We start from the raw sequence: 21,894 nt of genomic DNA, 5'->3' as shown, positions 1-21,894 counted from the left end.
GGGGATTGAGCGAACATGTCAAAACGTATTATTCATTTTATATTATTACTGTTAATTGTTACCGTTCCATTTGGTTGGGATATACCGGTTCGGGCGGAATCGAAAACAATGGATACCGTTTCTTTTTTGTATTTTAATGACGGACATGAAATCAGCCCCGTGTCAGATGATTTTGGAGACCGGGGCGGAGTTGCCCGGATCAAGACACTGGTCGATAACGTCAAAAACGATAAAATCGTTGCATTCGGAGGAGACCTGGGCGGCGGTACTCTTTTCGGCGGAGTATTCAAAGGTTTTCCTATGGTTGAAGCCTTTAATGCGATTCCGATTGATCTGGCGAATTTCGGCCAGCATGATTTTGATGCAGGAACGGCGAATGCGCTCGAATTAATGAAGGCTTCCCGTTTCACTTGGATTTCGTCCAATCTTGTTGGCAAGGACGGGAAGCCTTTTGGCCAAGTACCGGAGTATAAAGTATTTGACAGGCAGGGCATTCGAATAGGTGTCATAGGTTTGACCAGCGCGATGGATACGACGACCCAGGTCGAGAATGTCAGGCAGCTAAGCGTTATCGAGTCGGCCAAAAAAGCGGTTGGGATGATAAAACAGGTGGCGAAACCCGATCTCATCATTGCGCTGACCCAGGAACCGGTTATCGATGATAAATCCTTGCTTCAAGCCATTCCCGACATCAGGGTCGTTTTTACCGAGGAAGAAGCAGAAGAGAAATCGTTCGTCTACGATGTCGACGGCGGGAAAAGGTTCATTTTCTCTCCCCAGGGGAACATGGGGTCAGTAATTCGATTGGACATTACCAAGGACTCCAAAGGACAAGTGAAGCTGGCGCACGAGATAATGAAGGCGGACGAAACCGTCAAAGACGATGCGCCTTTGGCGGAAATGGCTGGAAAGTATCAATCCCGGCTGGATCAGGAATTAGGGAAAACGATTGCCGTATCGGAAACTGATCTGTCCTATGGGGACAACCATGAATCCCGTTTCCAGGAGACTGCCATCGGCGATTTGATCGCGGACGCCTACAAGGATTACTATAAAACCGACATCGCATTCGCAAACGGCGGCGGCATCCGCGCAAGCGCCCAAAAAGGGGATTTTACTTTAAAGGATGCCAAATCCATCTTGCCCTTCGGCAACAAAATCGTCGTGGCGGAGGTAAGCGGGGAAATGCTGCTCGCCGCCCTTGAGAATGGCGTTTCAGCAACGGAACAATTAGCAGGCGGCTTCCTGCAAGTCTCTGGCATATCGTATTCGTATAGTTCCGATAAGCCTGTGGGACAGCGGATTGATAAGGCAGAGGTTAACGGTTTGCCCGTAATCAAAGATGCCCGATACAAGCTTGCATTGTCCAACTATATGTTCACGGGCGGCGACAATTACACTATGTTTGGGAAAGCTAAAAGTATCGTAGCCGCAAATGAAGCTTTGACTGATGCGGAACTGCTTATCGCTTATGCGGAAAAGCTTGGCAAGATTAACATCGAAACCGACAATCGGATCCAGCTAAACGGGTTCGCAGACGTTACGTATGGTCACTGGGCACAAGAAGGAGTTTACGGACTAACCGGCAAAGGGATCATGGAAGGTACAGCCGCAGGTCGTTTCGCACCCAGTGAAATCTTGTCTCAAACGGAGTTTGCCGATCTTCTGAATAAAGCATTTTCGATGGATTGCACAGCGGCATGGAGTCAAGACGGCTTGAAGGGTCTGAATTCGGAATCGCCTCTGACTCGGGAAGAAATGGCTGTTATCATGAAATGGGTGTTGGAAGCCAAGGGCCAATCGGTTGCCAAAACGGAAACGACGGATTTTGCTGACAACGACCGGATATCGGAATGGGCTAAAGCTGCGGTCGCCGGTTTGGCCAAAGAAGGTCTTGTGACAGGAAGGTTGCAAAATTTGTTTGAGCCAAAGGAAGGCTTCACGCGTGCGGAAGCTGCCTATCTGCTATGGAGGTTGATTGAATAAAATAAGCCCAGGGTTAAAGGGCATTACGGGAAGCGTGTCCTTAAATTTATTCGAGCGTATCTCCATGCCGGGGCTATGGTAAACGCAATGGAGCAGGATACAAGAGCAGGAACTCCGCAAGGAGGTCCGTTAAGTCCTTTTCTGGCCAATGTTTTGTTGTTTTACAACGAGCGGCACATGCACGGCAGCTTATATGATCTTTCACCCGAAAAAATCGAAACGTGATCATGGCCCAGCAAGTAGTTTTGAGTTTATTGCCTTGACTGACATAGGCGACCCATTCACCAACAGGCTCGCCCATGTCAAAATACCAAACAGAAGGATTCAACCCAACGGAACAGCATTCTGTAGCCAAGTAAGATGAATGCTCTAGAAAAGAAGGTGTCACTGAAATGAATCAAACATGGGTCAGTTGCATAACTGCAGCTGTCCCGTTTTCAATTCAAATATGTTCTTGTTTGCGTTATAGCATTACCTGGTCGGCCTCCAAAAGCAGACGCTGCTGTTGGATATGTTGATATTGATGTCATCATCAATACGGGCTAAACGAATACTTAACCTTTTTCGACATTTGCTTCAATAGCATTCCATGCTCAAAGCAAGTAGTATAAAACATAGAGGACGAATTCCGCTTTCACTTTCCTGGTACAAGGAGGAGGCTGCTAATGACATTTTCAGGTCATTCCATTACGAATCCCCGTAGCGGACAAAGAATGATTTTCCGCAAGACAGGGGAGGACACGAACGGGACTTTGCTGGAGATTGAAAGCTTTAACCCACCGACAATGGAAAGAGAACCCGAGCATATCCATCCCAAACAAAAAAGTTCGTGTGAAGTGATTTCCGGTAAAATTCATTTTTATATTGACGGCAAGACTCGTATTTTAGAAGCCGGTGACAAGCTGGACATTCCCGCAGGGGTGCCGCATTATTTTTGGAATGAGGGTTCCGAAGAAGCGCACACGATTCAACGATTTTATCCTGCTTTAGAAATTGACGGATTTTTCAAATGCTATTTCGCACTTGCAAGAAACGGCAAGCTCAATAAGAAAGGAACACCTAGCTTGCTACGCATGTCACGTCCGATGCTATATTACCAAAATGAAATTCGAATTGTAGATCCACCTTGGCCGGTTCAAAAAGCCGTGTTCACAGCGCTTGCTCCGGTCGCCGGCTTACTTGGTTATAAGAAGACCTATGAGTAAAAAGCGGATTGGATGCGCGTTCACAGTGACCGGTGTGTATCGAACAATGGTAACAAGAGTTCCTTAGTCACATCTTCCCCGAACTTGCTTCGGTTAGATTAAATTAATATTAAAAATTAGTCAGTGCCGATCATACAGGTATAGATTCTATTAAAATGGAGACCGTTTATGAAAAAACGACCAGTTGTCTTAATTCACGGTTACTCAAGTAAAGGCAACTCCTTTGAAACCTGGGTTAACAAGCTTTACAGCCGAGGATATGATAAGCAAACCATTCATGTGATCACCTACGAGACTCTAACTAACGAGGTGTCGATTCCCGACATTGCTGAAGGATTTGATCGAGCACTCCGTGAACAAATTGGGTTAAATGGCGATGAAGAGTTCGATGCAATCGTTCATTCGACTGGGATGTTGGTCATCCGATCATGGCTTACGGCATTTGTCAAACGGAGGGATCGTTTAAAACACCTTATCGGTTTAGCCCCAGCGAGCTTCGGGTCTCCTCTTGCCCACAAGGGTCGCAGTTGGTTGGGAGGTATTTTTGTTGGCCGAAAGGAACTGGGGCCAGACTTCCTGGAGGCAGGGAACCGCATCTTGGACAGCCTTGAGCTCGGTAGCCGTTTTTCGTGGGAATTGGCGGAGAAAGACTTGCTTGGAAACAAACCTTTTTACGGCCCCAATAACAATACGCCGTATGTCTTTATTTTCTGTGGAACAGAAGGATACCATGGCATAAAGAAGCTGGTTAGTGAGCCAGGTACAGACGGTACAGTCAGATGGGCGGGCTGCGCGTTAAATACGCGGAAGATCACCCTGGATCTAACAAGGAGCGGTGAGGAGAATGATAGGATTTTATTCTCGAATTGGAGCAATGTTGACATTCCGTTGATTCCCATCCAGGGAATTGACCATGGAACGATCATGAGTGAACCGTCGGACGAGCTAGTCGATTTCGTTCATCGGGCACTTGAGGTAGAGAGCGAGCAAGCACTAAACGAATGGTATGGCTATACTACAAGCCGAACCGGAAGGATGCTGGCTAATCTTGAGAAATGGCAGCAATTTGTGATCCGTGCTGTTGATGAGCGAGGCGATCCGATCAATGACTATTACATCCGGCTTGAAGGTAGTCGCGAAAATGAAGAAGAACAGGAACTTCAGGCGTTTGACATGGACGTACATATTTATAGCAATGACCCCAGCCTCCGGAGCTTTCATGTCAATCTGAGTGAATTAAAGGTTGAAACCCTAAAGAGTCTCCAACTGCGAATCATTGCATCTTCTGGAACTGCCATGGTTACCTACCGTGGATATGCCGGAGGAGCATCCGCGATCCCCGATACAATTGATGAAGATGGTAATTGGCAAGCTTCTCTGAAACTATCCAGTTTGCTAAAAGATAGCAGAGTGAATTTTTTCCATCCGTACACAACTACACTCGTAGAAATACGGCTTAATCGAGAACCGCTTCCGCTTACTGGACCAAACAAAGTGTGTTGGTTCGAATGAAATCCACTGAGTCGACGGAGGAATAACTCCGACAGTCTCGCACGTGATTGTCGGGTGATAATAACATGACTCATTAAATACCGTGGAAATCGCGGTATTTTTGTTTTATGGGATCATGTTCTTGTTAAATGCCAATGACAAGTACTTAATCCTTTTCCCTATTTTAACAAGAACTTGATCTCATTCCCGACAACACGAGAGAGAACGGAAAAGGAAGGCCATAGGACGGCGCCTTTCAAGGTACTGGTTAATAAGGTGGTCAAAGTTGCCGCCGCCGATCCCAAGTGGGACATTATCAACCCAGCAACACGAATCCACGAATCCCCTGGTCGGAGAATGGGTGACGGCGTATTCTTCAACCTTATGGTAATTGCTGCGTTCCCTTTGCCTGTTCGTTATAAAGCGCCGGTCTACAAGATTTTGCTGCGAAATGACATATTCCGTTAGAGTTTGCTTGTTTTTTTGAGCATTCTGTTCCTGCCCCCCGATATCAAAACCGGTACCCGATCGCTTTGGCCAACCTCGCCAAGCCTCCCAATAATACTTTTTGTATCCATTTGGGAGGTCCGGCGAGGTAACCGTCAATGCACTCCCAAGCGACTCCCAGCCACAACGGATTACGAGGAATTCCTTTTGATGTCAGCTTGCCTTCGCACTCCAGCTTGTGAATCAGGACGAACATATTCCCGTGCAACCCCGGCGGGCGAATTTCATGAGTAGCAACCAGCTGGCGATCGCCGATATTCCAGAATTGATGAACCTGATTCGGATGAATCGTCAGTTGTCCGCCAGCCTCGAGAATGGTCTCCTTCCCATCCACAACGAATCTCATACGACCCTCCGCTACCAGGAATGATTCCGTAAGTACCGGGTGCCAGTGGGGGCCGTTCATTGCTCCCCGCTGCGTTATGCTATGTTCGATGATCAGAAAATCCCCCTTCTCGTCCGTTCCCTTTGCCAAAAAAGCGACAGTCCGACCATCGGGATGAACCAATGTTTTACCTACTGTGATTTCCCTTTCCGCTAGCTTCCGTTCAGTGGTACCGCTCAATAGACTCCCTCCCTCCCTGTCATTTACTTATAAAATTCAGCCGTTATCCGCACCCAGTAAAGAGGTAATTAATCTGGCTTTGAATTGAAGTTTCCGCTTTTTTGTTAAGGATTCTATGGTCAGGATCAGGTTCCTGCCAGAGTTTTGCGAGTTTTCAAAAAAAATAAATGAAATGTCAAAAAGTGAGTTAGACACACGAACGTATGTTATGTGCAGCGGAACGCGGAACGCTTTATCCTTAGGCAGAGCAGGTCGGTCCGAACCGATACCGTCATCGGTGCCAAGGACGGCGACAGCCGTTTCTTCTTGTTTTATTGGTGGGAGGGATAGTAATCGGGATATCCAGAGTGTGGTTTGCAAGCAGCAGTCTTTTGAGATTTACGAAGAGAATTTAATTTCAATACCGGGAGAAAAAACCGGATGAGAAGCATGAAACGATTCGTCAAACTGATTTGCATCATGACATTGCTTGCATTTCCGATCATGATGAAACCGGCTGCAGCGGATGCGGATACAGCAGCGTATGACGCCGGCATAGATACGTTTATTGATGGGAAACAGGTTGTGATGGCCAGAGAGCTTAGCCCTGATCTCATGACCGCATACAAAAAATTGTCATAGTCATATTGCAAATAAACAGTCGCACCGTGCTCATCTCCGTTGGCATCGACTAGGCCTGCGATATTCTCGGCAAACGCACCCTGCCAATCTCCTGTCAGGCTTCCATTCTCACCGGTTTCAACAACACCGTTGATTGCCACGGGAGTTTCCGCAAAGCTCAGGGGCCACTTCGAACGGAACGCCGATTGATTTCCATTTTCTGGTTGATGCGGGCTGGGGGCATACGGGAGTAGCGAGCGTGAATCATTCCATGCCCGCCTCCGAGCTCCTCGGCAAATATTACGAGTTTGACTACAGCCGTGTATATTTAAGATAAACCGGCAGCGAGAATGAGATCTTACCAACCTTCCCTTCATACAGGGGAAGGTTTTTTTTCTAGCGGCTGGGCGAGGACAGGCAGTGTAATGGTAAATAACGTGCCTTCATTTACGATGCTTTTCACGGACAGCATGCCTCCGTGGTCCTGAATGATCTTGTAGCAGATGGACAGGCCAAGTCCGGTTCCCTCTTCCTTCGTCGTGTAGAAGGGATCAAATATTTTGGGGAGCTCGTCTTCAGGTATGCCTCTACCGGTATCCTGGAGTTCGATAACCGTAAATATCGGGTCCGTTCTTTTTACCTGGATATAAATATGACCCGGTTCGTCCATGGCTTCCAGAGCGTTTCGAACAAGATTGATCAGGACCTGCACGATCTTGTCCCGATCCATCATGACCAGAATGGTGTCATCCGGGCTGTGAATACGGATGCTGTGTCCTTTCGAGAGAGTTTGCGATTCGGTTAAGTATTTGACTCTGTCCAGACAGCCGGAGATGGTCTCCGGTTTCATATTGCTCATATGCGGCCGCGAGAATTGCAAAAATTCAGCCGTTAATTCATTCATTCTGGTTATTTCATTAGAGATGATATCCACCCATGGTTTAATGTTATACGACTGGGATTTCGATAAATCAATGAAGCCTTTAAGCGTTGTCAGGGGGTTCCTGATTTCATGAGCCATCCCGGCGGCAAGCTCACCCACCATTTTCAATTTCTCGTTTCTGAATAATTCCTCTTCGCGTTTCAGCCACAGCACTCTCTTGTTCTGAAAAAGACGATCCTCCGCTAATGAGATAATTTGCTGGGAGGACGAGCTCTCCTCGGGGAACATAGCCATGCTGTAGGTGATCTCGTAGCCAAGGCTCCGCGACTCCAATATCTCTCGTACCTCTCTCAGGGCATCTCCTGTTACCGGAATCGCCAGGGCGAAACGGTCTCCGGCATAACGCGAGATAGCCGCCGCATTTGAAAAGTAGGTTCGCAGGATGATGGATATCTTCGTCAATATCTCGTTGCCGCTGCTTATACTTTCTTTGTTGATGCTCTTAAAATCCTGAAAGTCCAATAACAGCAGGACAAAGCTTGCCTTCTTGTTTTCAACCAAATCGTTCACCGCGTTGATATAACCGTCATAATTGAGCAGCCCGGTCAGAGGGTCATGATTCGTCAAAAAGGTATTCCATTTTTGAAGACGCTTTTTCTCTGTTTCAGATGCAAGAAGATACTGGATCACGAGCACGACCAATACGAAACCAATCAAATCATAGACGGAAACCAGGAGATTATATTCAGTCCACGGAAGGTAAGTCAGTCTTATGGAGGTATAAAGAAGCGAATATCCTACGGTGATGGATAAGGTATATTTAATATCCCGCCGGCTTCTGATTTCCAGAACAATCAAAATAAAGTACAGCAGCTGGCACCAATTGAGGTGGCTGCACCAATGAAAGAATGCGAGCGCTGTCACTTGTGAATACAGAACCGTTTTGGATTGATGATCAATGATCATCACAGATAAAAAAAGTACAGCAGAAAGAAGCAACAAGGCAGGGCTGGTTACTTTTCCCAAAATATAGGAGGATAACGTGAGTAAAGCAGTTAAAGCAGTTATCAATACATATCTGGCTTTTCTACTGAACATAGGACACTCCCAAAAGAAAGAATTCGATTCGAGTTCGACCAATCCAAAGCCCATTATATCCGATCCCAAATAAAATAAATGTCGAAATCGAGATGTTTTAAAGAATAATGGAATAATTGCCGGACAAGCCTGCATATCCATATGAAAAACATTCACTGTCAAGTCGAAAGAGGTCCTTCTATGAAACCTATTTTCGAAAACAAGAACAATTATAATGACATTCCGATTGTTGTGACGACACAGCCAAATTTGAATAATTTGGCTCATTGGCATGCGGATGTGGAGTTTATCCTCGTCTTTGAAGGTCCCATCCAGATGGGCATCAATACCGAAAGCCGATTGCTTGAAGCAGGGGATATGGCGATTTGCATCAGCAATGACATTCATTATTTTGTGACGAAGAAATCCAGCTCGACCTTGGTGATCAAATTTCTTCCGGAGCTGATCGACGGCAGCGGGTCATGGCAGAAGCATCATTTTGTGCCTCCCTTTATCCAAAAGAAGTTCGTAGACAAGAAAAACGGTCTGAAAAGCCGCGTCTATGAGGATATTATGGAGCTGTTCCGGGCATTGGTCCATGAAAGGCAGAGGCAAAACGATTATTTTACGATCGTCATGAAGGGAAAGCTGCTTGAGCTTTGCGGCATGTTTCTGCGGCATTTGCCCAAGGAAGAGAGCGAATCCGCGCTGGCCCGAAGCTCCTCGGGCATCAGGCTTGTGCAAGCGGCTGTTGAATATATGGAACAAAACTATATGCGCAGCATATCCCTTGACGATATCTCGAAGACATTGAACGTCAGCCCCCATTATTTCTCGAGAATCTTCAATAAAACGATCGGCATGAATCTCAAAACCTATCAAAACCAGCTCAGGCTGAACAAAGCGGAGAGCATGATCCTCACGGAAAATGCGGCAATAACGGACATTGCCTACGAGTGCGGCTTTAACAGTATCCGGACCTTTAACAGATGCTTCAGACTGGTAAAAGGATATACGCCGACTGATCTTCGCAAAACATCGCTTAGACCTTCCCCCTGAGGGGAGCGGGGAAATAACGGACTTGCGCCAGGGGCAGCCAGCCCCTTTATTATTACTGTCCATGCACAAATAATGAGCAAAAAATGACTATAAATCAGACAATGTGTGGCGAGCATTCATAGCGGATCTCCCCTAAAATAAGACGTGCAGACAAATAAAGGCAGTTGACAATGTATCCGCTTACAAAATTTGACGGATCAAGGGGAGACAGCCCGATTCCAGGCTTCAGGGAAAAAGGTTAAAAGAGGAGGAACCTGTTTATGAAGAGAAATTGGCTTTTGATGCTCGCTTTCATACTGATCCTGGCTATGGTTGCTGGCTGTGCAGGCAGCGGGGGAAATGACGGAGGAAGTCCTGCCGGTGAGGGGGCCACAGCGGATCAGCCTTTTGCAGGCCGGACATTAAGCTACTGGAGCCCGTTCAGCGGCGATTCCCAGCTTTGGGATAAGGAAAGAATCGCTGCTTTCACGAAAGAAACGGGAATCAAGGTGGACGTTCAGTTTATTGAACCGGATGGCGGGCTGTCGAACGGGAAGCTGCTTACAGCCATATCCGGAGGCACCGCTCCCGATCTGGTGGAAACGAGCGCGCCGGCGAGAGGCTACAATTTTGCTGCTCAGGATTCTTTGATGCCCTGGGATGATTATCTCCCGGCAATCGGATTTGAGGACGGTTCGGTTATGCCCGGGTTCAAGGATCTGATGAAATACGATGGCAAGACTTATCTGGTGCCCCAGGATTCCAATGTTCTGCTTCTCTACTATAATACGAAGATGTTTGAGGAAGCGGGACTTGATCCGAACAAACCGCCCGCGACTTTAGCGGAACTTGACGAATATGCCGCGAAGCTGACGAAGGTGAGCGACGGGAAAATTGAACAGCTTGGATTTATTCCCTGGGTGGACAACGGCGGAGATGCGTTTACCTGGTTATGGATGTTCGGTTCTCCGATCTATGATCCGGCCGCCAAAAAGCTGGTGTTGTCGGATGACAAAAGTGTGGAAACCTTCAAATGGATGAACAGCTACGCCCAAAAATACGATCCTGCCAAATTGAAATCTTTCACCTCCGGGTTCGGAGGCATGTTCTCGCCTGACCATCCTTTCATGACAGGCAAGATCGCCATGACCCTGACCGGCAACTGGTTCACCAACGCGCTCAAGATTTATGCTCCCGACGTCCAGTACAAAGTGGCGAAGATCCCGACGCCGCCGGGCGGCAGAGAAGGCGGATCGCCGCTGAATTCCAATGTATTCATGATACCGAAGGGCTCCAAGAACGTGGATCTTGCCGCGGAGTTCGTGAAGTTTGCGCTGAAGCCGGAAATCAACGGCAATAATTTTGATATCTGGAGATCCATACCGGTTACGGACGCGAAGTTTGACGAAGTCAGCTGGACCAAAAACAACGATGAGATCTACAAGGTTGAGCGCGAACTTGCGAATTCGCCGAATTCCGGCCATCCCGGACTTACGCCGGTATCCTCGCAGCTCGCGGATGAAATTGTCCAGCTCAGAGACAATGTGATCTATAACAATAAAGATCCGAAGCCTTTGCTCGAAGCCTTGCAGGATAAGCTGCAAAAGGAAATTGACAAGCAATAATGCATCGCATGGAAACCTCCAGGCTCTCCGGCCTGAAGGGAAGCAGCATCAATGAAACCTGCCGGGTTCATTTCGGGCGTGCCTGCCTGTGATGAATCCGGCAAATCCAGGATGAAATTGGATTGGAGGCAGGACTTCAATTGGGGAATATCGGGAGAAAAGCGGAATTATTTGTTGTTTATGTATGTCTGATTCTTTTTGCGCTATGCTTCATTATTCCTTTCTTCTGGCTGATAGCGGAATCCCTCAAAGCTCCTTCCGAGTTGTTCGAGGTGCCGACCAAGTGGTGGCCGGAAACGCCGCAATGGGTTAATTTTTCCCTGGTTTTTACTTCATTTCCCTTTATGCTTTATCTGAAAAATACAATCATCATTCTGATTCCCAATATTATCGGTTCCATCGTATCCAACTCCCTGATCGCATACGGCTTTGCCAGACTGGACTGGAAGTACAGAGACCGTGTATTTGTATTGGTGCTGATTACGATGATTCTGCCGTTTCAGGTCACCATGATTCCGCTCTTTCTGCTTTTTCAGCAGTTTAACTGGATCGGTACATTTCTGCCTTTGATCGTTCCCAGCTTTTTTGGCAATGCCTTCTTCATCTTTCTGCTGCGTCAATTTCTGCTCGGAATTCCGAAAGAATTATCGTACTCGGCCAAGATAGACGGCGCGAACGAGTTTCAAATTTATTGGAAAATTATTATGCCGCTCGCAAAGCCGGTTATCTCCACAGTGGTCATCTTTGCTTTTCTCGGGACATGGAATGACTTTATCGGCCCCTTGATTTTCTTGAGCGACAATAAATTATACACCTTATCGCTGGGCGCACAGCAGATCATGGGAACTTACGATCCCAAATGGAATATATTGATGGCTCTTGGCGTGACGATGACCCTGCCTGTATTGATCTTGTTCTTCCTGCTGCAGAAATATTTCATACAGGGTGTGGCTATGTCCGGAATCAAGGGTTAGGGGGAGACCATGAACAAAGGCCTGAATATCCGAAAAAGAGATTTCCGCAATGCCATGCTGTTCATTTCTCTGTGGATTATCGGCACGGCGGTATTTAAACTCTATCCGATTCTCATTTCGTTCTACTATTCGCTGACCGATTATTCCGTTGTGAATCCGCCGGAGTTTATCGGACTGGATAACTATACTGCTCTTTTCAATGACGCACTGTTCTACAAGTCATTGACCAATACACTGTATATGGTGGTCATCGGCACGTTCTTCACGACCATCATCGCGATCGCTCTGGCTATTATGCTGAACAACCGGAGGATCAAGGGATTATCCTTTTTAAGGGTCATTTTCTTCATACCTACCTTGGTGCCGGTGGTAATCGTGAGCATTCTGTGGATCTGGATTCTGCAGCCTGATAACGGGATTATCAATGTCATATTGGCTCAATTCGGGATCACCGGTCCCGGCTGGCTTGCCAGTCCGGTATGGGCCAAGCCGTCTTTCATTCTGATGATGATATGGGGCTCTGGCACCTCCATCATCATTTATCTGGCGGGGCTGCAGGAAATTCCGGATTCCTTGTACGAATCCGCCTCGATTGACGGAGCCGGCTTCTTCAGACGGACGATGTCCATTACGCTGCCGATCCTCTCGCCGGTCATCCTGTTCAATGTTGTCATGTCCGTCATCCACGTCTTTCAATGGTTCGCGGAGCCCTTGATTATGACGGCAGGCGGTCCGGATAATGCGACGCTGTTCTATTCGCTCAACCTGTACCGTGCGGCGTTCCAGTACTTCAAGATGGGGTATGCATCGGCTATGGCCTGGATTCTGCTGGTCATTGCAATGGCTATCATTCTGCTGCTGTTCAAGCTGAACAAGAAATATGGTCACTCCGAATAAAGAAAAGCCTGCTCGCGCGAGCAGGCTTTTCTCAACCTTATCGTTTAAGGCCGCCGGTTCTTCCTGTATAAAAATGTGTTCTGCGCGTTGTTCATGAAAGGACGGCGCTAGCCGCTGCTTCATGCGGGATTTATTAATCCCGTACTTCCGCGATAATCTCGATTTCGACAGGCGTATGGAAAGGCAGGTCGCTTGTGCCGATAGCGGATCTTGCATGCTTGCCGCTCTCGCCGAATACATCAACCAGCAGATTGGATGCGCCGTTAATGACATAGGGCTGGTCCGCGAAGCCGGGTGCGCTGTTGACAAAAGCCAGCATCTTGACGATTTTGACGACGCGGTCAAGGTCGCCCAGATAGCCTTTCATGACAGCCAGACAGTTGATGATCGTCTGGCGGGCGGCCTCCTGGCCCTGTTCAATGGTCAGATCCGTCCCCAGCTTGCCCTCGTACATTAGCTCGCCGTTGATCCGGCAGTCCTGGCCGGACAAATAAATCAGATTCCCCGTCTGATTGCAGGGAATATAAGTGAAACGCGGTTCCGGCGAAGGGGGGAGCACGATGCCAAGCTCAAGCAGACGTTGTTCGATTTTTGCCATTTTAACATACCTCCGTAATTTTAATGGGAATGATTGCAGCTGTACTGTGCCCGGATGAATTGGCCTTCTCTGGCATGCGTATGCTGCTCACGGTCAAATGTCGGTTTGCCGTTCACGATAACCTGGTTTATGCCGCCAGGGTACTGCCTGGGATTCTCAAAGGTGGCATGATCCTGAATCGTCTCCGGATCGAACACGGCCAGATCGGCTGCGTATCCGGGTACGATCAATCCCCGTTTGCCCAGCTTGAAGCGCTGGACAGGGAAAGACGTGAGCTTGCGTACCGCCTGCTCCAGCGTCAGAACCCGCTCTTCGCGCACATATTTCGCGAATACCCGCGGAAATGTCCCGTAGAGCCGCGGATGAGGCTTGCCGGTTTCACAGGTCAGGCTGTCCGAGGCGATCAGCGACCGCTCATACCCGATGACCTGCTTGACGTCATCGTCCGCCATATGGAAATAGACGATCGATATCCGTCCTTCTTCTTCAAGCAGCAGATCCAGCATGCAGTCCACCGGATGCTGGCCTCTCATTTCGCTGATCTCTTCGATATGCTTGCCTTCAAGCTCCCGGTTCTTGTCGGTATGTACGGCCGAGAGGTAGATGCTCTGCCAACCGGTGGAGCAGACGAGGTTATCCCAATCCTCCTGTTCGTTTCCCAGCTCTTCCCGGATCCGTTTGCGCGATCCCGGGTCCCGGCAAACCTCAAGAGCGCTTGCTATACCGCCTTCCAGCGACCATGGCGGAAGCACGGTCGTCAGTGACGTGGAGCCGGCGTTGTAGGGGTAAACATCACAGGTGACGTCAAGGCCGCGGGCACGGGCCTGCTCGATCAGCTCCATGGCTTCCATGACCTTGCCCCAATTGCGTTTGCCCGCCGCCTTCAAATGGCTGATATGCAGGGAAACGCCTGTTTTCTCGGCGATCCAGATGACCTCCTTGACGGAAGGAATCAGATTGTTGCCTTCGCCGCGGATATGGGTCGAGAACAGACCGTTGTACTTGGGCAGAACGGAGCATAACTCCGCTATTTCTTCCTTGGATGTGTAGCTGCCGGGAGCATAGAGCAGTCCGATGGAGAAGCCGATCGCTCCTGCCTGAAGCCCTTCTTCCAGCAGCTTCTTCATAAGCTGCAGCTCCTGCGCCGTTGCATCGCGTTTGGCGAAACCCATCACGGCAATGCGCAGCGCCCCATGCGCCACATATGTTGCCAGATTCTCGGAAGGGGAGGAATGGGCAAGCGTATCCATATACTGAGCCACGGTTTCCCACGGCCATTCCCATGAGGTTGATCCCAGCACAGGCTGAACGTAGCTTTGCAGCAGCTCGGCATTCGGTTTGAACAGCGGGGCAGGGGCAAGCCCGCAGTTGCCGACCACCTCTGTCGTGACCCCCTGGCGGATTTTGATCTCGCTGAGCGGGTGATCCAGTATCATCAGATCGGAATGGCAGTGTCCGTCGATAAAGCCCGGTGAGATCACCTGCCGGTGCACATCGATCATCCTGTGCGCTTCCTGGTCAAGCTTTCCAATGGCGGCAATCAAGCCATCTTTGATTCCCACATCGCCCATATACCATGGATTGCCTGTGCCATCTACAATGCGGCCATTTTTTAAAATGAGATCAAGCATCTTTTAAGCCTCCTTATTTTGCGGGTCTGACGCTATTCCAGCATTCCGCGGCCGAGCACGGCCATTTCTTCAAGTGCCGAACCGCTTTTGAAGAACACTTTATTATGCAGATTAACCGTGCTGCAAATATGGTTCGGGATAATCCTCAGCCGGCTGCCGATCTGAGGATTCGCCTTCTGCGCATCAGGTCCCAGGCGCAGCATGCCATGCTCCTCGGACAGCCGCTCCAGCACGGCATCATCCAGGCCTTCGACATGGCCGAAGCCCTGGAGCATAAGCGGCTCGACGCCGGGCTGCACATCGGTGGCAAATGTTTTGCTGCCGCCGTCAACGACGGCCAGATCAGCCGACGGCCTGCTGACGACCGTCACCCAGACGCTGCCGGCACAATCCTCAAGGCTGCATACGCCAAGTCGGGCCTGCATCCGGTCCTGGTAGACATAGGTTCCCGGCCGGATCTCGGTAACGCCCTTTACAGCTGCGGCGTACCTGCCTGTCGGCGTCGAGCCTACGCTCACATCGAGGATAGGGATGCCGCTTGTGCGCAGCCGCCCGGCCAAATCGGCCATCAGGCGGCCTTCTTCCTCGCCTGCGGCCTGCAGATCAAGCGTCGGCTTCTGCTTGTGAATCGCTCCGCGGAAGGTGTAAATTCCCGTCAACCGCAGATGCTCCAGCTCATGAATACGGGCTGCCAGCTCCGGCGCCTGTTCGTACAGCACGCCGGTCCGCCGCAGACCGGTGTCGATTTCCAGTCTTACCTGCAGCGGATGCCCGCTGAGGCCGGCAGCTTCGTTCATCCGCTTGGCGCCCTCCAGGCTGTCCACGGCTGCGATCAGCGTGATTTGCCGGCTCAGCTGGATGGCGCGCCCGATTTTATCCGGCGTTACGAGCGGATAGGCAATGAAAATATTCATGATCCCGTTTTGCGCCATGATCTCGGCCTCTGACACCTTTGCCACTGTTATGCCGACAGCTCCGGCCTGCAGCTGCCGGTGAGCGACTTCGGGCAGCTTATGGGTTTTGGCGTGTGGCCGAAGCTGAACCCCGTGACTGCGGGCAGCTTCAGCCATAGCCTGAATATTGCGCTCCATAACGGCTTGTTCAATAACGATGCAAGGCGTCTGCGGCTGAATTGGCGACATGGACTTATCCGCTGACTCACTCATGCTGCTCCCCCTTTCCTTCCGCTTGGGATTTGCTTTCTTCCAGATAGCTGTACAAAGTATATTTGGAAATGTTCAGATAGCCGCATATTTTCTCGCCGCTTTTCTTGACCAGGAAAGCGCCTTTCTGGTCCAATAGCTGAATCATCCTCATCTTGTCTTCCTTGGTCATGGCAGCCACCGGCCTGCCAACCTGCTCCTGCGCCTCCTGCAGCAGCGCGTCCAGAAGGTCGCTCACATTGCTGACGAACGATTCCTTCACATCGATTTGCTGTCCGCCGGTCGTTAATGAATCAAGCGTTCTTTTGGCGAGCATCAGATCCGTGACATCATAATTGATGCAGATGGCGGCAATGATTTTGCCCTCGCGGTTCTTCTTGTAGATGGAAGTGGAGCGGAGGATGCGTCCATCCTTGGTTTGCGTCATGTAATTGAACCGGTTGCCGTTGACCTGACTGCCCCGCAAAATCTCCAGTCCCAGATTCGTACCGGGATCGCCGATTTTTCGTCCGGTGATATGGCCGTTCTCAATGGCCACGATCGTGCTCTCGTAATCCCCGGTCAAATCATGCAGCACAACCTCGCATTGATCCCCGAATTGAGCGGCAATACCCTTGATCATATCGCTGTAAAATTCAAAGTCCTCGTGGATAGACTCCATCGTTGATCACGGTCTCCTCCTGTAAAATATCCCTCTTTCAAAAATAGTAACACAAACCAAAATGAATTCAAACATAAATTTAGTTTGAATAACAAAAAGTTTGTTCTTGAGAATCGCCATGCTTCACGTAGGACCAGGCGGAGCAAATGAAAAGGCAAGAGCACAGGCATCCATGATGCCTTCTCTTGCCTTTTGTTGACCTTATAGCATGTATAAGTTTCACGCCTATAGACGTATATAGGCGTCTATAAGGTTTGAGGGAAGAAACGAACTGCGCCGCCAAAAGGACGGCGACAGCCGTTTCTTCCTGTGGGATACAAGACTATGACTTCGCGATAATATTGTCATAGAAACGCCGGGAATTCCGGAAGAACGCCTCGACCGATGCCTTCACGAGCGCCATATCCTTGGATTGGCAGGACTTCAAGAGAGCCGAGCGCATCTCCAGGCTGTTCTCGATCGCGCCGGGAACGCGCAGCAGCCGGAGGCTGGTCTCCCGCCGGAGATGGACGATCGTCTGCATCAGCTTGGCATAGATGCGGTTGCCGCATATATCTCCCATATAAAGATCAAAGGTATCCAGCCCGTCCAGAAAAACGGCAGGATCGGCTTTTTTAACGGATTTGGAGAGGGTCGTGAGGAGGCCCTGCAGGTAGGCGTAATCCTCATCCTTGGCAAGCACGGCTGCAGCCAGGTAGACCTCTGATTCTATGAGCTGCCTGGCGGCGTATACCTCATCCAGATTATGAATTTCGCTATGGAACAGCCAGATAATCGTTTCCGCGGGCAGGGGTACCATTTGCTCGTTAACGAAGCTGCCTTCGCCCGCTTTGATGGTAATCAGGCCGACCAGAGACAATGCCCGAAGAGCCTCGCGCACGCGGCCCCGCGTCACCTTGAATTTCTCGGCCAGATCTCTTTCGTTGGGCAGCTGCTCGCCGGGGCGAAGCTGTCCGGTGGTGATAAGCCCTGCTATTTGTTCCATAATTTGCTCGGTTACGGTCACTTTCTTGACGGGATTCACTTCAAACATACGGTAGCCTCCGATAGACCTGCTGGTGGAAATGTTCAGGATAGGGTTATGGAGCCTACTATACAGAATTTTATTGAACTGCACAAGAACGTGTGATAAGGTCAATATTAGGTACTCTGGTAGTACCAATAACCAACCGAATTAATGGATCCTTAACCCTTTAAAAAGGAGCGATTGCGATAATGGAGCCACTCCCGAATAAGACGAAACCAAGGATTGACGCACATCAGCATTTTTGGAATTTGGAAAAGGTGGCCTACCCTTGGCTGACCGCAGGCTTTGGCCCGATTTACCGGACGATTGAAGCGCCGGAGCTTGAGCCGCTGCTGCGGGAGAACGGAATTGACCGAACCGTCATCGTTCAGGCAATGGACTCCTATGAGGATACCGATTATATGCTGGAGACGGCAGCGCAGCATGATTGGGTGGCAGGCGTGGTGGGCTGGGTTCCGCTGAACAAACCTGATGAAGCGGCCAGGAGGCTGGAGACGTACACCCGTAATCCGCTGTTCAAAGGGGTTCGCCACCTTATTCATGAAGAGAAGGATCCCGACTGGGTCGTGCAGGATACGGTTATTGAGGGACTGAAGCTGCTGGCGGCATTCGGACTGACGTTCGATGTTGTAGCTGTGTTCCCGAACCATCTTAAGCATGTGCCGCTTCTTGCAGAGAAAGTCCCGGGTCTGAGAATGGTCATTGATCATCTGGCGAAGCCGCAGATCAAGGAGCAGCGGATGGAGCCATGGGCCGGCGAGCTGAAGGCTGCCGCCGCATATCCGAATGTCTATGCCAAGGTATCCGGGCTTAACACCGCGGCTGCGGAGAACTGGTCGGCTTCCGACATCAAGCCCTATATCGACTATGCGATTGACTTGTTCGGGGCGGACCGCTTGATGTTCGGCAGCGACTGGCCGGTGGCGAATCTGGCAGGCGACTACGGCAGGGTATGGGCAGAGACTAACCTGGCGCTGCAGGACCGGCCGCACCCCGAGAGGGACGCAATATTGGGAGGTACCGCTGTGTCCTTCTATAATCTGTAATCGCGGCCAGCGCAATTTTTCTTGGCGGTAGAGGTTGAAGCCTTCTATAAAACTGATATACTTATTGAGGATATAAGCAGCGCGATAATAATATCTTCATATGGAGGTGCAGGAATGCTTAGAGGTTTGACTTCTGCCGGTTTGGGAAAAGTGGAGAATGACGAACAGCTTATTAAATTGGCTTCGCAATACGGCTTTCAGGCTGTGGATGTGGATGCGCTGGGCCTGGTGGAACGACATGGGGTTGAAGGCGCCCGCGAGCTGCTTAAGAGCCATAATGTTGTAATCGGTTCCATTGGACTTCCTGTGGACTGGAGAAACACGGATGAGAATTTTCAACAGGGATTGACGAAGCTGACGCAAGCCGCTGCGGCCGCCGCATCACTGGGCTGTACAAGCTGCTGTACGTATGTTCTTCCAGCAACGGACTACAAAGCAGCGCATTTCATGGCGCTGGCTACGCGCAGGATCCGCATCTGTGCGCAAATACTGGGCGCTTATGGTATCCGGCTAGGTCTGGAGTTCGTCGGACCGCATCATCTGCGCACCGCGTGGAAGAATCCGTTTATCTGGACCTTGCAGGAAACACTGGACTGGATTGATGCCATCGGCGAGCCGAATGTCGGCTTGCTCTTCGATTCTTACCACTGGTACACCAATGAGCTGACTATTGCGGATATTGAAGCACTGCGCGCCGATCAGATCGTGCATGTCCATATTAATGACGCTCCGGATGTGCCGGTGTCGGAAGCGATGGATGGCGGACGGATCTATCCGGGCGAGGGTGTCATCGATTTGGGCGGGTTTCTGCGGGCGCTCCATAAAATCGGCTATCAGGGAGCAGTTTCCCAGGAAATCCTCGCCCCGGCGCCGACGGATTCGCCGGAGCAGCTTGCCCAGCGGTCCAAAGCCGGTTTTGACAAGGTGTTCCAGGCTGCGGATTTATAAGTAGCGATTTATCCGATAACATTAAGTAAGCAATCAAGAAGGCGGGGGCATGACGCTCCCGCCTTCTTGATTGTTTTTATTCTAGTTAGCCACGCCAAACGCCATATGCTTGGATAGCCTCTACTGCCTCCATTTAATGCGCTTCGCAATCGATTACAACAATAACCTCCGTACTTTTTCCTTTTATCGCTTGTGATTTTCTTTGATTGGATTTCTGTCGTTTTAACAGCCAATCGATCAGGACTCCAATAATGAAGCCTGCTGCAGCACCGATTAAACCCCATATAATTGGCCCCCAATGTAAAATAAATCCGATGGATGAGGCAATAACCGTCAGAGCTGTCGCGCATGCGGCAACAGTATCAATTAAGCTCGTACCGTCAGAGCGGTGGATGCTGTCCAGAAGTTTAGGTTTTTCTGCGGCTTTTTCCAAAGGAACCGCAAGTATGCTCCTTTTTGACGGCGAGGGTATTTGAAAACCGCATTTTTATTCATGTTGGCCTATCCCCGGTATCTTTTTCTAGCATTATTTACTTCTTTACAATCCATTAAACCCGTTGCGGAAAGGCCGCGCATCATTTTGAGATGATACCGATATTTCCATATGGGCAAGGCCCTATTTCCGGTTTGCTAGGGAGCCGGCGCTGTAGGCATATGCCATGGAGGGGCAAACGCACAGGCATGATACATGCCAGCCCCATACAATGCAGAGTAGTATAAAACGAAGGGAGTTTTGCAGGTGTCATACGGATATGGTAATCCAGTAGGCGGCGTAGGCGTAGGTAATTGCGGTCCGGTAGTAAGCCCAGTATCGACTGGATGCGGCGCAGGTATAGGCATTATCCTGGTACTTTTCATCTTGCTTGTCATCATCAGCCGTTCGATCCTTTTCTAGGAGTGCTCTGGTAACGATATTCCATGCATAGAAATTAGCGCCAGCCCCTGTTCCGCAATTTGTGGAACGGGGGCTTGTTTACATAATTCCTTGAATATAAGAAGCACTGCTTTTTATGAAAGAGATTGGATGAGGTGAATGTTGCCGAAGATCATGGCAGGTCTTAAAAGGATGTCGTTATGGGTTCAATGTAGACCCAATGGATCAATGAAGAGATATTTATTGCAATGTTCCGCTTCTGAAGGTTTACATAAAGCACTCAACTGCATTAGGATAAAGAGATCACATGGTACAAGAAGGAGAATCAGAAATGGATATTATTGAAGCGATTCATACCAGAAGAAGCATCGGCAGAGTGAAAGAAGATCCGATAGCCAAAGAACAGATCGAAACCATACTGGAGGCCGCTATTTGGGCGCCGAACCATAGATTGACGCAGCCTTGGCGGTTTTTTGTCATGTCGGGAGACGGCCGCAAGCGGCTGGGGGATGCGTATGCGCGCATCGCTCTTGAAGCGGCGCAGGACCCGGGTTCGGAAGAGAATGTGAAGAAGGCGGATTCCGCCAGGCAAAAAGCGTTCCGTTCCCCTGTCGTCATCGGGGTGGGAGTTGAGCCAAGCGACGCCAAGGGTGTGGTTGAGCTTGAGGAATACGGAGCGGTGTTTGCGGCTATCCAGAATATGCTCCTCGCTACACATGCGCTGGGTCTGGGTGCGGTTTGGCGCACAGGCGACCCCTGCTTTCATCCCCTGATGAACGAGAGCTTCGGGCTGCGCCCGCAGGACAAGATGCTTGGGTTTATTTTTCTGGGCGTACCGGATTTACAGCCGCAGGGACGACGGGAAAGCGCAGCGAGCAAGACAGAATGGATTGAGTAAGAAGGTCATATCAAGACGAATCGGCATAGGAACAAATAACCCGGAAAACGGACTCTGAAGTGCACCCCTTAGAATAGACATTGGAAAAACCCCCTGGTTATTCCGATGAATTCTAAGGGGTGCATTTTTATGGCGATTAAAGGACAAAAGTATCAATACTATCCAGAATCGGTGAAGCGTGAAGCGATTCGATTGCATGT

The 21,894-nt window shown here is 49.7% G+C and carries 19 protein-coding genes and 1 pseudogene; 12 read left to right on the top strand and 8 right to left on the bottom strand.

What is annotated here, in order from left to right; all coding sequences use genetic code 11:
* Positions 1 to 15 precede the first annotated feature (15 nt).
* The 4 genes and pseudogenes from AC0YOB_RS20050 to AC0YOB_RS20035 all read left to right on the top strand — a co-directional run bounded on the left by AC0YOB_RS20050 (position 16) and on the right by AC0YOB_RS20035 (position 4,703).
* Entirely contained in the window at positions 16 to 1,986 is a 1,971-nt protein-coding gene (locus AC0YOB_RS20050) for a 5'-nucleotidase C-terminal domain-containing protein (protein WP_475794250.1), read from the top strand.
* 30 nt (positions 1,987 to 2,016) lie between these two features.
* Positions 2,017 to 2,145: pseudogene (locus AC0YOB_RS20045) on the top strand (group II intron reverse transcriptase/maturase); the annotation flags it as partial.
* Positions 2,146 to 2,651: 506 nt separating this feature from the next.
* Positions 2,652 to 3,191 (top strand): cupin domain-containing protein, encoded by a 540-nt coding sequence (locus AC0YOB_RS20040; protein ID WP_475794249.1) that lies wholly within the window; start codon positions 2,652 to 2,654, stop codon positions 3,189 to 3,191.
* A 168-nt stretch (positions 3,192 to 3,359) separates the two neighbouring features.
* Entirely contained in the window at positions 3,360 to 4,703 is a 1,344-nt protein-coding gene (locus AC0YOB_RS20035) for an esterase/lipase family protein (RefSeq protein ID WP_475794248.1), read from the top strand.
* 490 nt (positions 4,704 to 5,193) lie between these two features.
* On the opposite strand, the gene AC0YOB_RS20030 is transcribed toward AC0YOB_RS20035, so the two are convergent.
* Complete coding sequence (locus AC0YOB_RS20030; protein ID WP_475794247.1) at positions 5,194 to 5,754, bottom strand: cupin domain-containing protein; 561 nt, start codon at positions 5,752 to 5,754, stop codon at positions 5,194 to 5,196.
* A 420-nt stretch (positions 5,755 to 6,174) separates the two neighbouring features.
* On the opposite strand from AC0YOB_RS20030, the gene AC0YOB_RS20025 reads away from it, so the two are divergent.
* On the top strand, positions 6,175 to 6,375 hold the full coding sequence (locus AC0YOB_RS20025; RefSeq protein WP_475794246.1) for a hypothetical protein: 201 nt from the start codon (positions 6,175 to 6,177) through the stop codon (positions 6,373 to 6,375).
* Between the two features lie 352 nt (positions 6,376 to 6,727).
* Here the strand turns inward: AC0YOB_RS20025 and AC0YOB_RS20020 are convergent, their stop codons facing one another.
* Positions 6,728 to 8,335, bottom strand: coding sequence for an ATP-binding protein (locus tag AC0YOB_RS20020; RefSeq protein WP_475794245.1), 1,608 nt, complete (start codon positions 8,333 to 8,335; stop codon positions 6,728 to 6,730).
* A gap of 180 nt (positions 8,336 to 8,515) precedes the next feature.
* Between AC0YOB_RS20020 and AC0YOB_RS20015 the strand changes: the two genes are divergently transcribed.
* The 4 genes from AC0YOB_RS20015 (at position 8,516) to AC0YOB_RS20000 (ending at position 12,848) form a co-directional block, all read left to right on the top strand.
* Positions 8,516 to 9,373 carry a helix-turn-helix domain-containing protein gene (locus AC0YOB_RS20015; protein ID WP_475794244.1) on the top strand — a complete coding sequence of 286 codons (858 nt, stop codon included), beginning with the start codon at positions 8,516 to 8,518 and terminating at the stop codon, positions 9,371 to 9,373.
* A 260-nt stretch (positions 9,374 to 9,633) separates the two neighbouring features.
* Complete coding sequence (locus AC0YOB_RS20010; RefSeq protein ID WP_475794243.1) at positions 9,634 to 10,977, top strand: ABC transporter substrate-binding protein; 1,344 nt, start codon at positions 9,634 to 9,636, stop codon at positions 10,975 to 10,977.
* Positions 10,978 to 11,099: 122 nt separating this feature from the next.
* Complete coding sequence (locus AC0YOB_RS20005; protein WP_475794242.1) at positions 11,100 to 11,951, top strand: carbohydrate ABC transporter permease; 852 nt, start codon at positions 11,100 to 11,102, stop codon at positions 11,949 to 11,951.
* A 9-nt stretch (positions 11,952 to 11,960) separates the two neighbouring features.
* Complete coding sequence (locus tag AC0YOB_RS20000; protein WP_475768238.1) at positions 11,961 to 12,848, top strand: carbohydrate ABC transporter permease; 888 nt, start codon at positions 11,961 to 11,963, stop codon at positions 12,846 to 12,848.
* A 133-nt stretch (positions 12,849 to 12,981) separates the two neighbouring features.
* Here AC0YOB_RS20000 and AC0YOB_RS19995 read toward each other — a convergent pair whose 3' ends face one another.
* The 5 genes from AC0YOB_RS19995 to AC0YOB_RS19975 all read right to left on the bottom strand — a co-directional run bounded on the left by AC0YOB_RS19995 (position 12,982) and on the right by AC0YOB_RS19975 (position 17,934).
* Entirely contained in the window at positions 12,982 to 13,446 is a 465-nt protein-coding gene (locus AC0YOB_RS19995) for a RidA family protein (RefSeq protein WP_475786281.1), read from the bottom strand.
* 20 nt (positions 13,447 to 13,466) lie between these two features.
* Positions 13,467 to 15,077 (bottom strand): N-acyl-D-amino-acid deacylase family protein, encoded by a 1,611-nt coding sequence (locus tag AC0YOB_RS19990; RefSeq protein WP_475794241.1) that lies wholly within the window; start codon positions 15,075 to 15,077, stop codon positions 13,467 to 13,469.
* Between the two features lie 32 nt (positions 15,078 to 15,109).
* Positions 15,110 to 16,243 (bottom strand): alanine racemase, encoded by a 1,134-nt coding sequence (locus AC0YOB_RS19985; protein ID WP_475794240.1) that lies wholly within the window; start codon positions 16,241 to 16,243, stop codon positions 15,110 to 15,112.
* Complete coding sequence (locus tag AC0YOB_RS19980; RefSeq protein ID WP_210037772.1) at positions 16,236 to 16,901, bottom strand: helix-turn-helix transcriptional regulator; 666 nt, start codon at positions 16,899 to 16,901, stop codon at positions 16,236 to 16,238. The genes AC0YOB_RS19985 and AC0YOB_RS19980 overlap by 8 nt, the downstream gene beginning before the upstream one ends.
* A gap of 322 nt (positions 16,902 to 17,223) precedes the next feature.
* Positions 17,224 to 17,934 (bottom strand): FadR/GntR family transcriptional regulator, encoded by a 711-nt coding sequence (locus AC0YOB_RS19975; protein ID WP_475794239.1) that lies wholly within the window; start codon positions 17,932 to 17,934, stop codon positions 17,224 to 17,226.
* A 182-nt stretch (positions 17,935 to 18,116) separates the two neighbouring features.
* On the opposite strand from AC0YOB_RS19975, the gene AC0YOB_RS19970 reads away from it, so the two are divergent.
* Together AC0YOB_RS19970 and AC0YOB_RS19965 are read left to right on the top strand one after the other, a co-directional pair.
* Complete coding sequence (locus AC0YOB_RS19970) at positions 18,117 to 18,974, top strand: amidohydrolase family protein (protein ID WP_475794238.1); 858 nt, start codon at positions 18,117 to 18,119, stop codon at positions 18,972 to 18,974.
* 114 nt (positions 18,975 to 19,088) lie between these two features.
* On the top strand, positions 19,089 to 19,922 hold the full coding sequence (locus AC0YOB_RS19965) for a sugar phosphate isomerase/epimerase family protein (protein ID WP_210037769.1): 834 nt from the start codon (positions 19,089 to 19,091) through the stop codon (positions 19,920 to 19,922).
* Positions 19,923 to 20,055: 133 nt separating this feature from the next.
* On the opposite strand, the gene AC0YOB_RS19960 is transcribed toward AC0YOB_RS19965, so the two are convergent.
* On the bottom strand, positions 20,056 to 20,355 hold the full coding sequence (locus tag AC0YOB_RS19960) for a hypothetical protein (RefSeq protein WP_475794237.1): 300 nt from the start codon (positions 20,353 to 20,355) through the stop codon (positions 20,056 to 20,058).
* Between the two features lie 772 nt (positions 20,356 to 21,127).
* Between AC0YOB_RS19960 and AC0YOB_RS19955 the strand changes: the two genes are divergently transcribed.
* Positions 21,128 to 21,694, top strand: a complete 567-nt coding sequence (locus AC0YOB_RS19955; RefSeq protein ID WP_475794236.1) for a nitroreductase family protein — start codon at positions 21,128 to 21,130, stop codon at positions 21,692 to 21,694.
* Positions 21,695 to 21,894: the final 200 nt, after the last annotated feature.

This window comes from Paenibacillus sp. JT31N17 (assembly GCF_056269255.1).
This window is presented reverse-complemented; position numbering and strand designations above follow the sequence as displayed.

Coding starts and splice junctions, on each gene's coding strand:
- AC0YOB_RS20020 (WP_475794245.1), bottom strand. CDS start 8,335: ATGTTCAGTAGAAAAGCCAGATATGTATTGATAACTGCTTTAACTGCT.
- AC0YOB_RS19970 (WP_475794238.1), top strand. CDS start 18,117: ATGGAGCCACTCCCGAATAAGACGAAACCAAGGATTGACGCACATCAG.
- AC0YOB_RS19955 (WP_475794236.1), top strand. CDS start 21,128: ATGGATATTATTGAAGCGATTCATACCAGAAGAAGCATCGGCAGAGTG.
- AC0YOB_RS19995 (WP_475786281.1), bottom strand. CDS start 13,446: ATGGCAAAAATCGAACAACGTCTGCTTGAGCTTGGCATCGTGCTCCCC.
- AC0YOB_RS20010 (WP_475794243.1), top strand. CDS start 9,634: ATGAAGAGAAATTGGCTTTTGATGCTCGCTTTCATACTGATCCTGGCT.
- AC0YOB_RS19975 (WP_475794239.1), bottom strand. CDS start 17,934: ATGTTTGAAGTGAATCCCGTCAAGAAAGTGACCGTAACCGAGCAAATT.
- AC0YOB_RS20040 (WP_475794249.1), top strand. CDS start 2,652: ATGACATTTTCAGGTCATTCCATTACGAATCCCCGTAGCGGACAAAGA.
- AC0YOB_RS20015 (WP_475794244.1), top strand. CDS start 8,516: ATGAAACCTATTTTCGAAAACAAGAACAATTATAATGACATTCCGATT.
- AC0YOB_RS20000 (WP_475768238.1), top strand. CDS start 11,961: ATGAACAAAGGCCTGAATATCCGAAAAAGAGATTTCCGCAATGCCATG.
- AC0YOB_RS19965 (WP_210037769.1), top strand. CDS start 19,089: ATGCTTAGAGGTTTGACTTCTGCCGGTTTGGGAAAAGTGGAGAATGAC.
- AC0YOB_RS19980 (WP_210037772.1), bottom strand. CDS start 16,901: ATGGAGTCTATCCACGAGGACTTTGAATTTTACAGCGATATGATCAAG.
- AC0YOB_RS19990 (WP_475794241.1), bottom strand. CDS start 15,077: ATGCTTGATCTCATTTTAAAAAATGGCCGCATTGTAGATGGCACAGGC.
- AC0YOB_RS20035 (WP_475794248.1), top strand. CDS start 3,360: ATGAAAAAACGACCAGTTGTCTTAATTCACGGTTACTCAAGTAAAGGC.
- AC0YOB_RS19985 (WP_475794240.1), bottom strand. CDS start 16,243: ATGAGTGAGTCAGCGGATAAGTCCATGTCGCCAATTCAGCCGCAGACG.
- AC0YOB_RS20050 (WP_475794250.1), top strand. CDS start 16: ATGTCAAAACGTATTATTCATTTTATATTATTACTGTTAATTGTTACC.
- AC0YOB_RS20025 (WP_475794246.1), top strand. CDS start 6,175: ATGAGAAGCATGAAACGATTCGTCAAACTGATTTGCATCATGACATTG.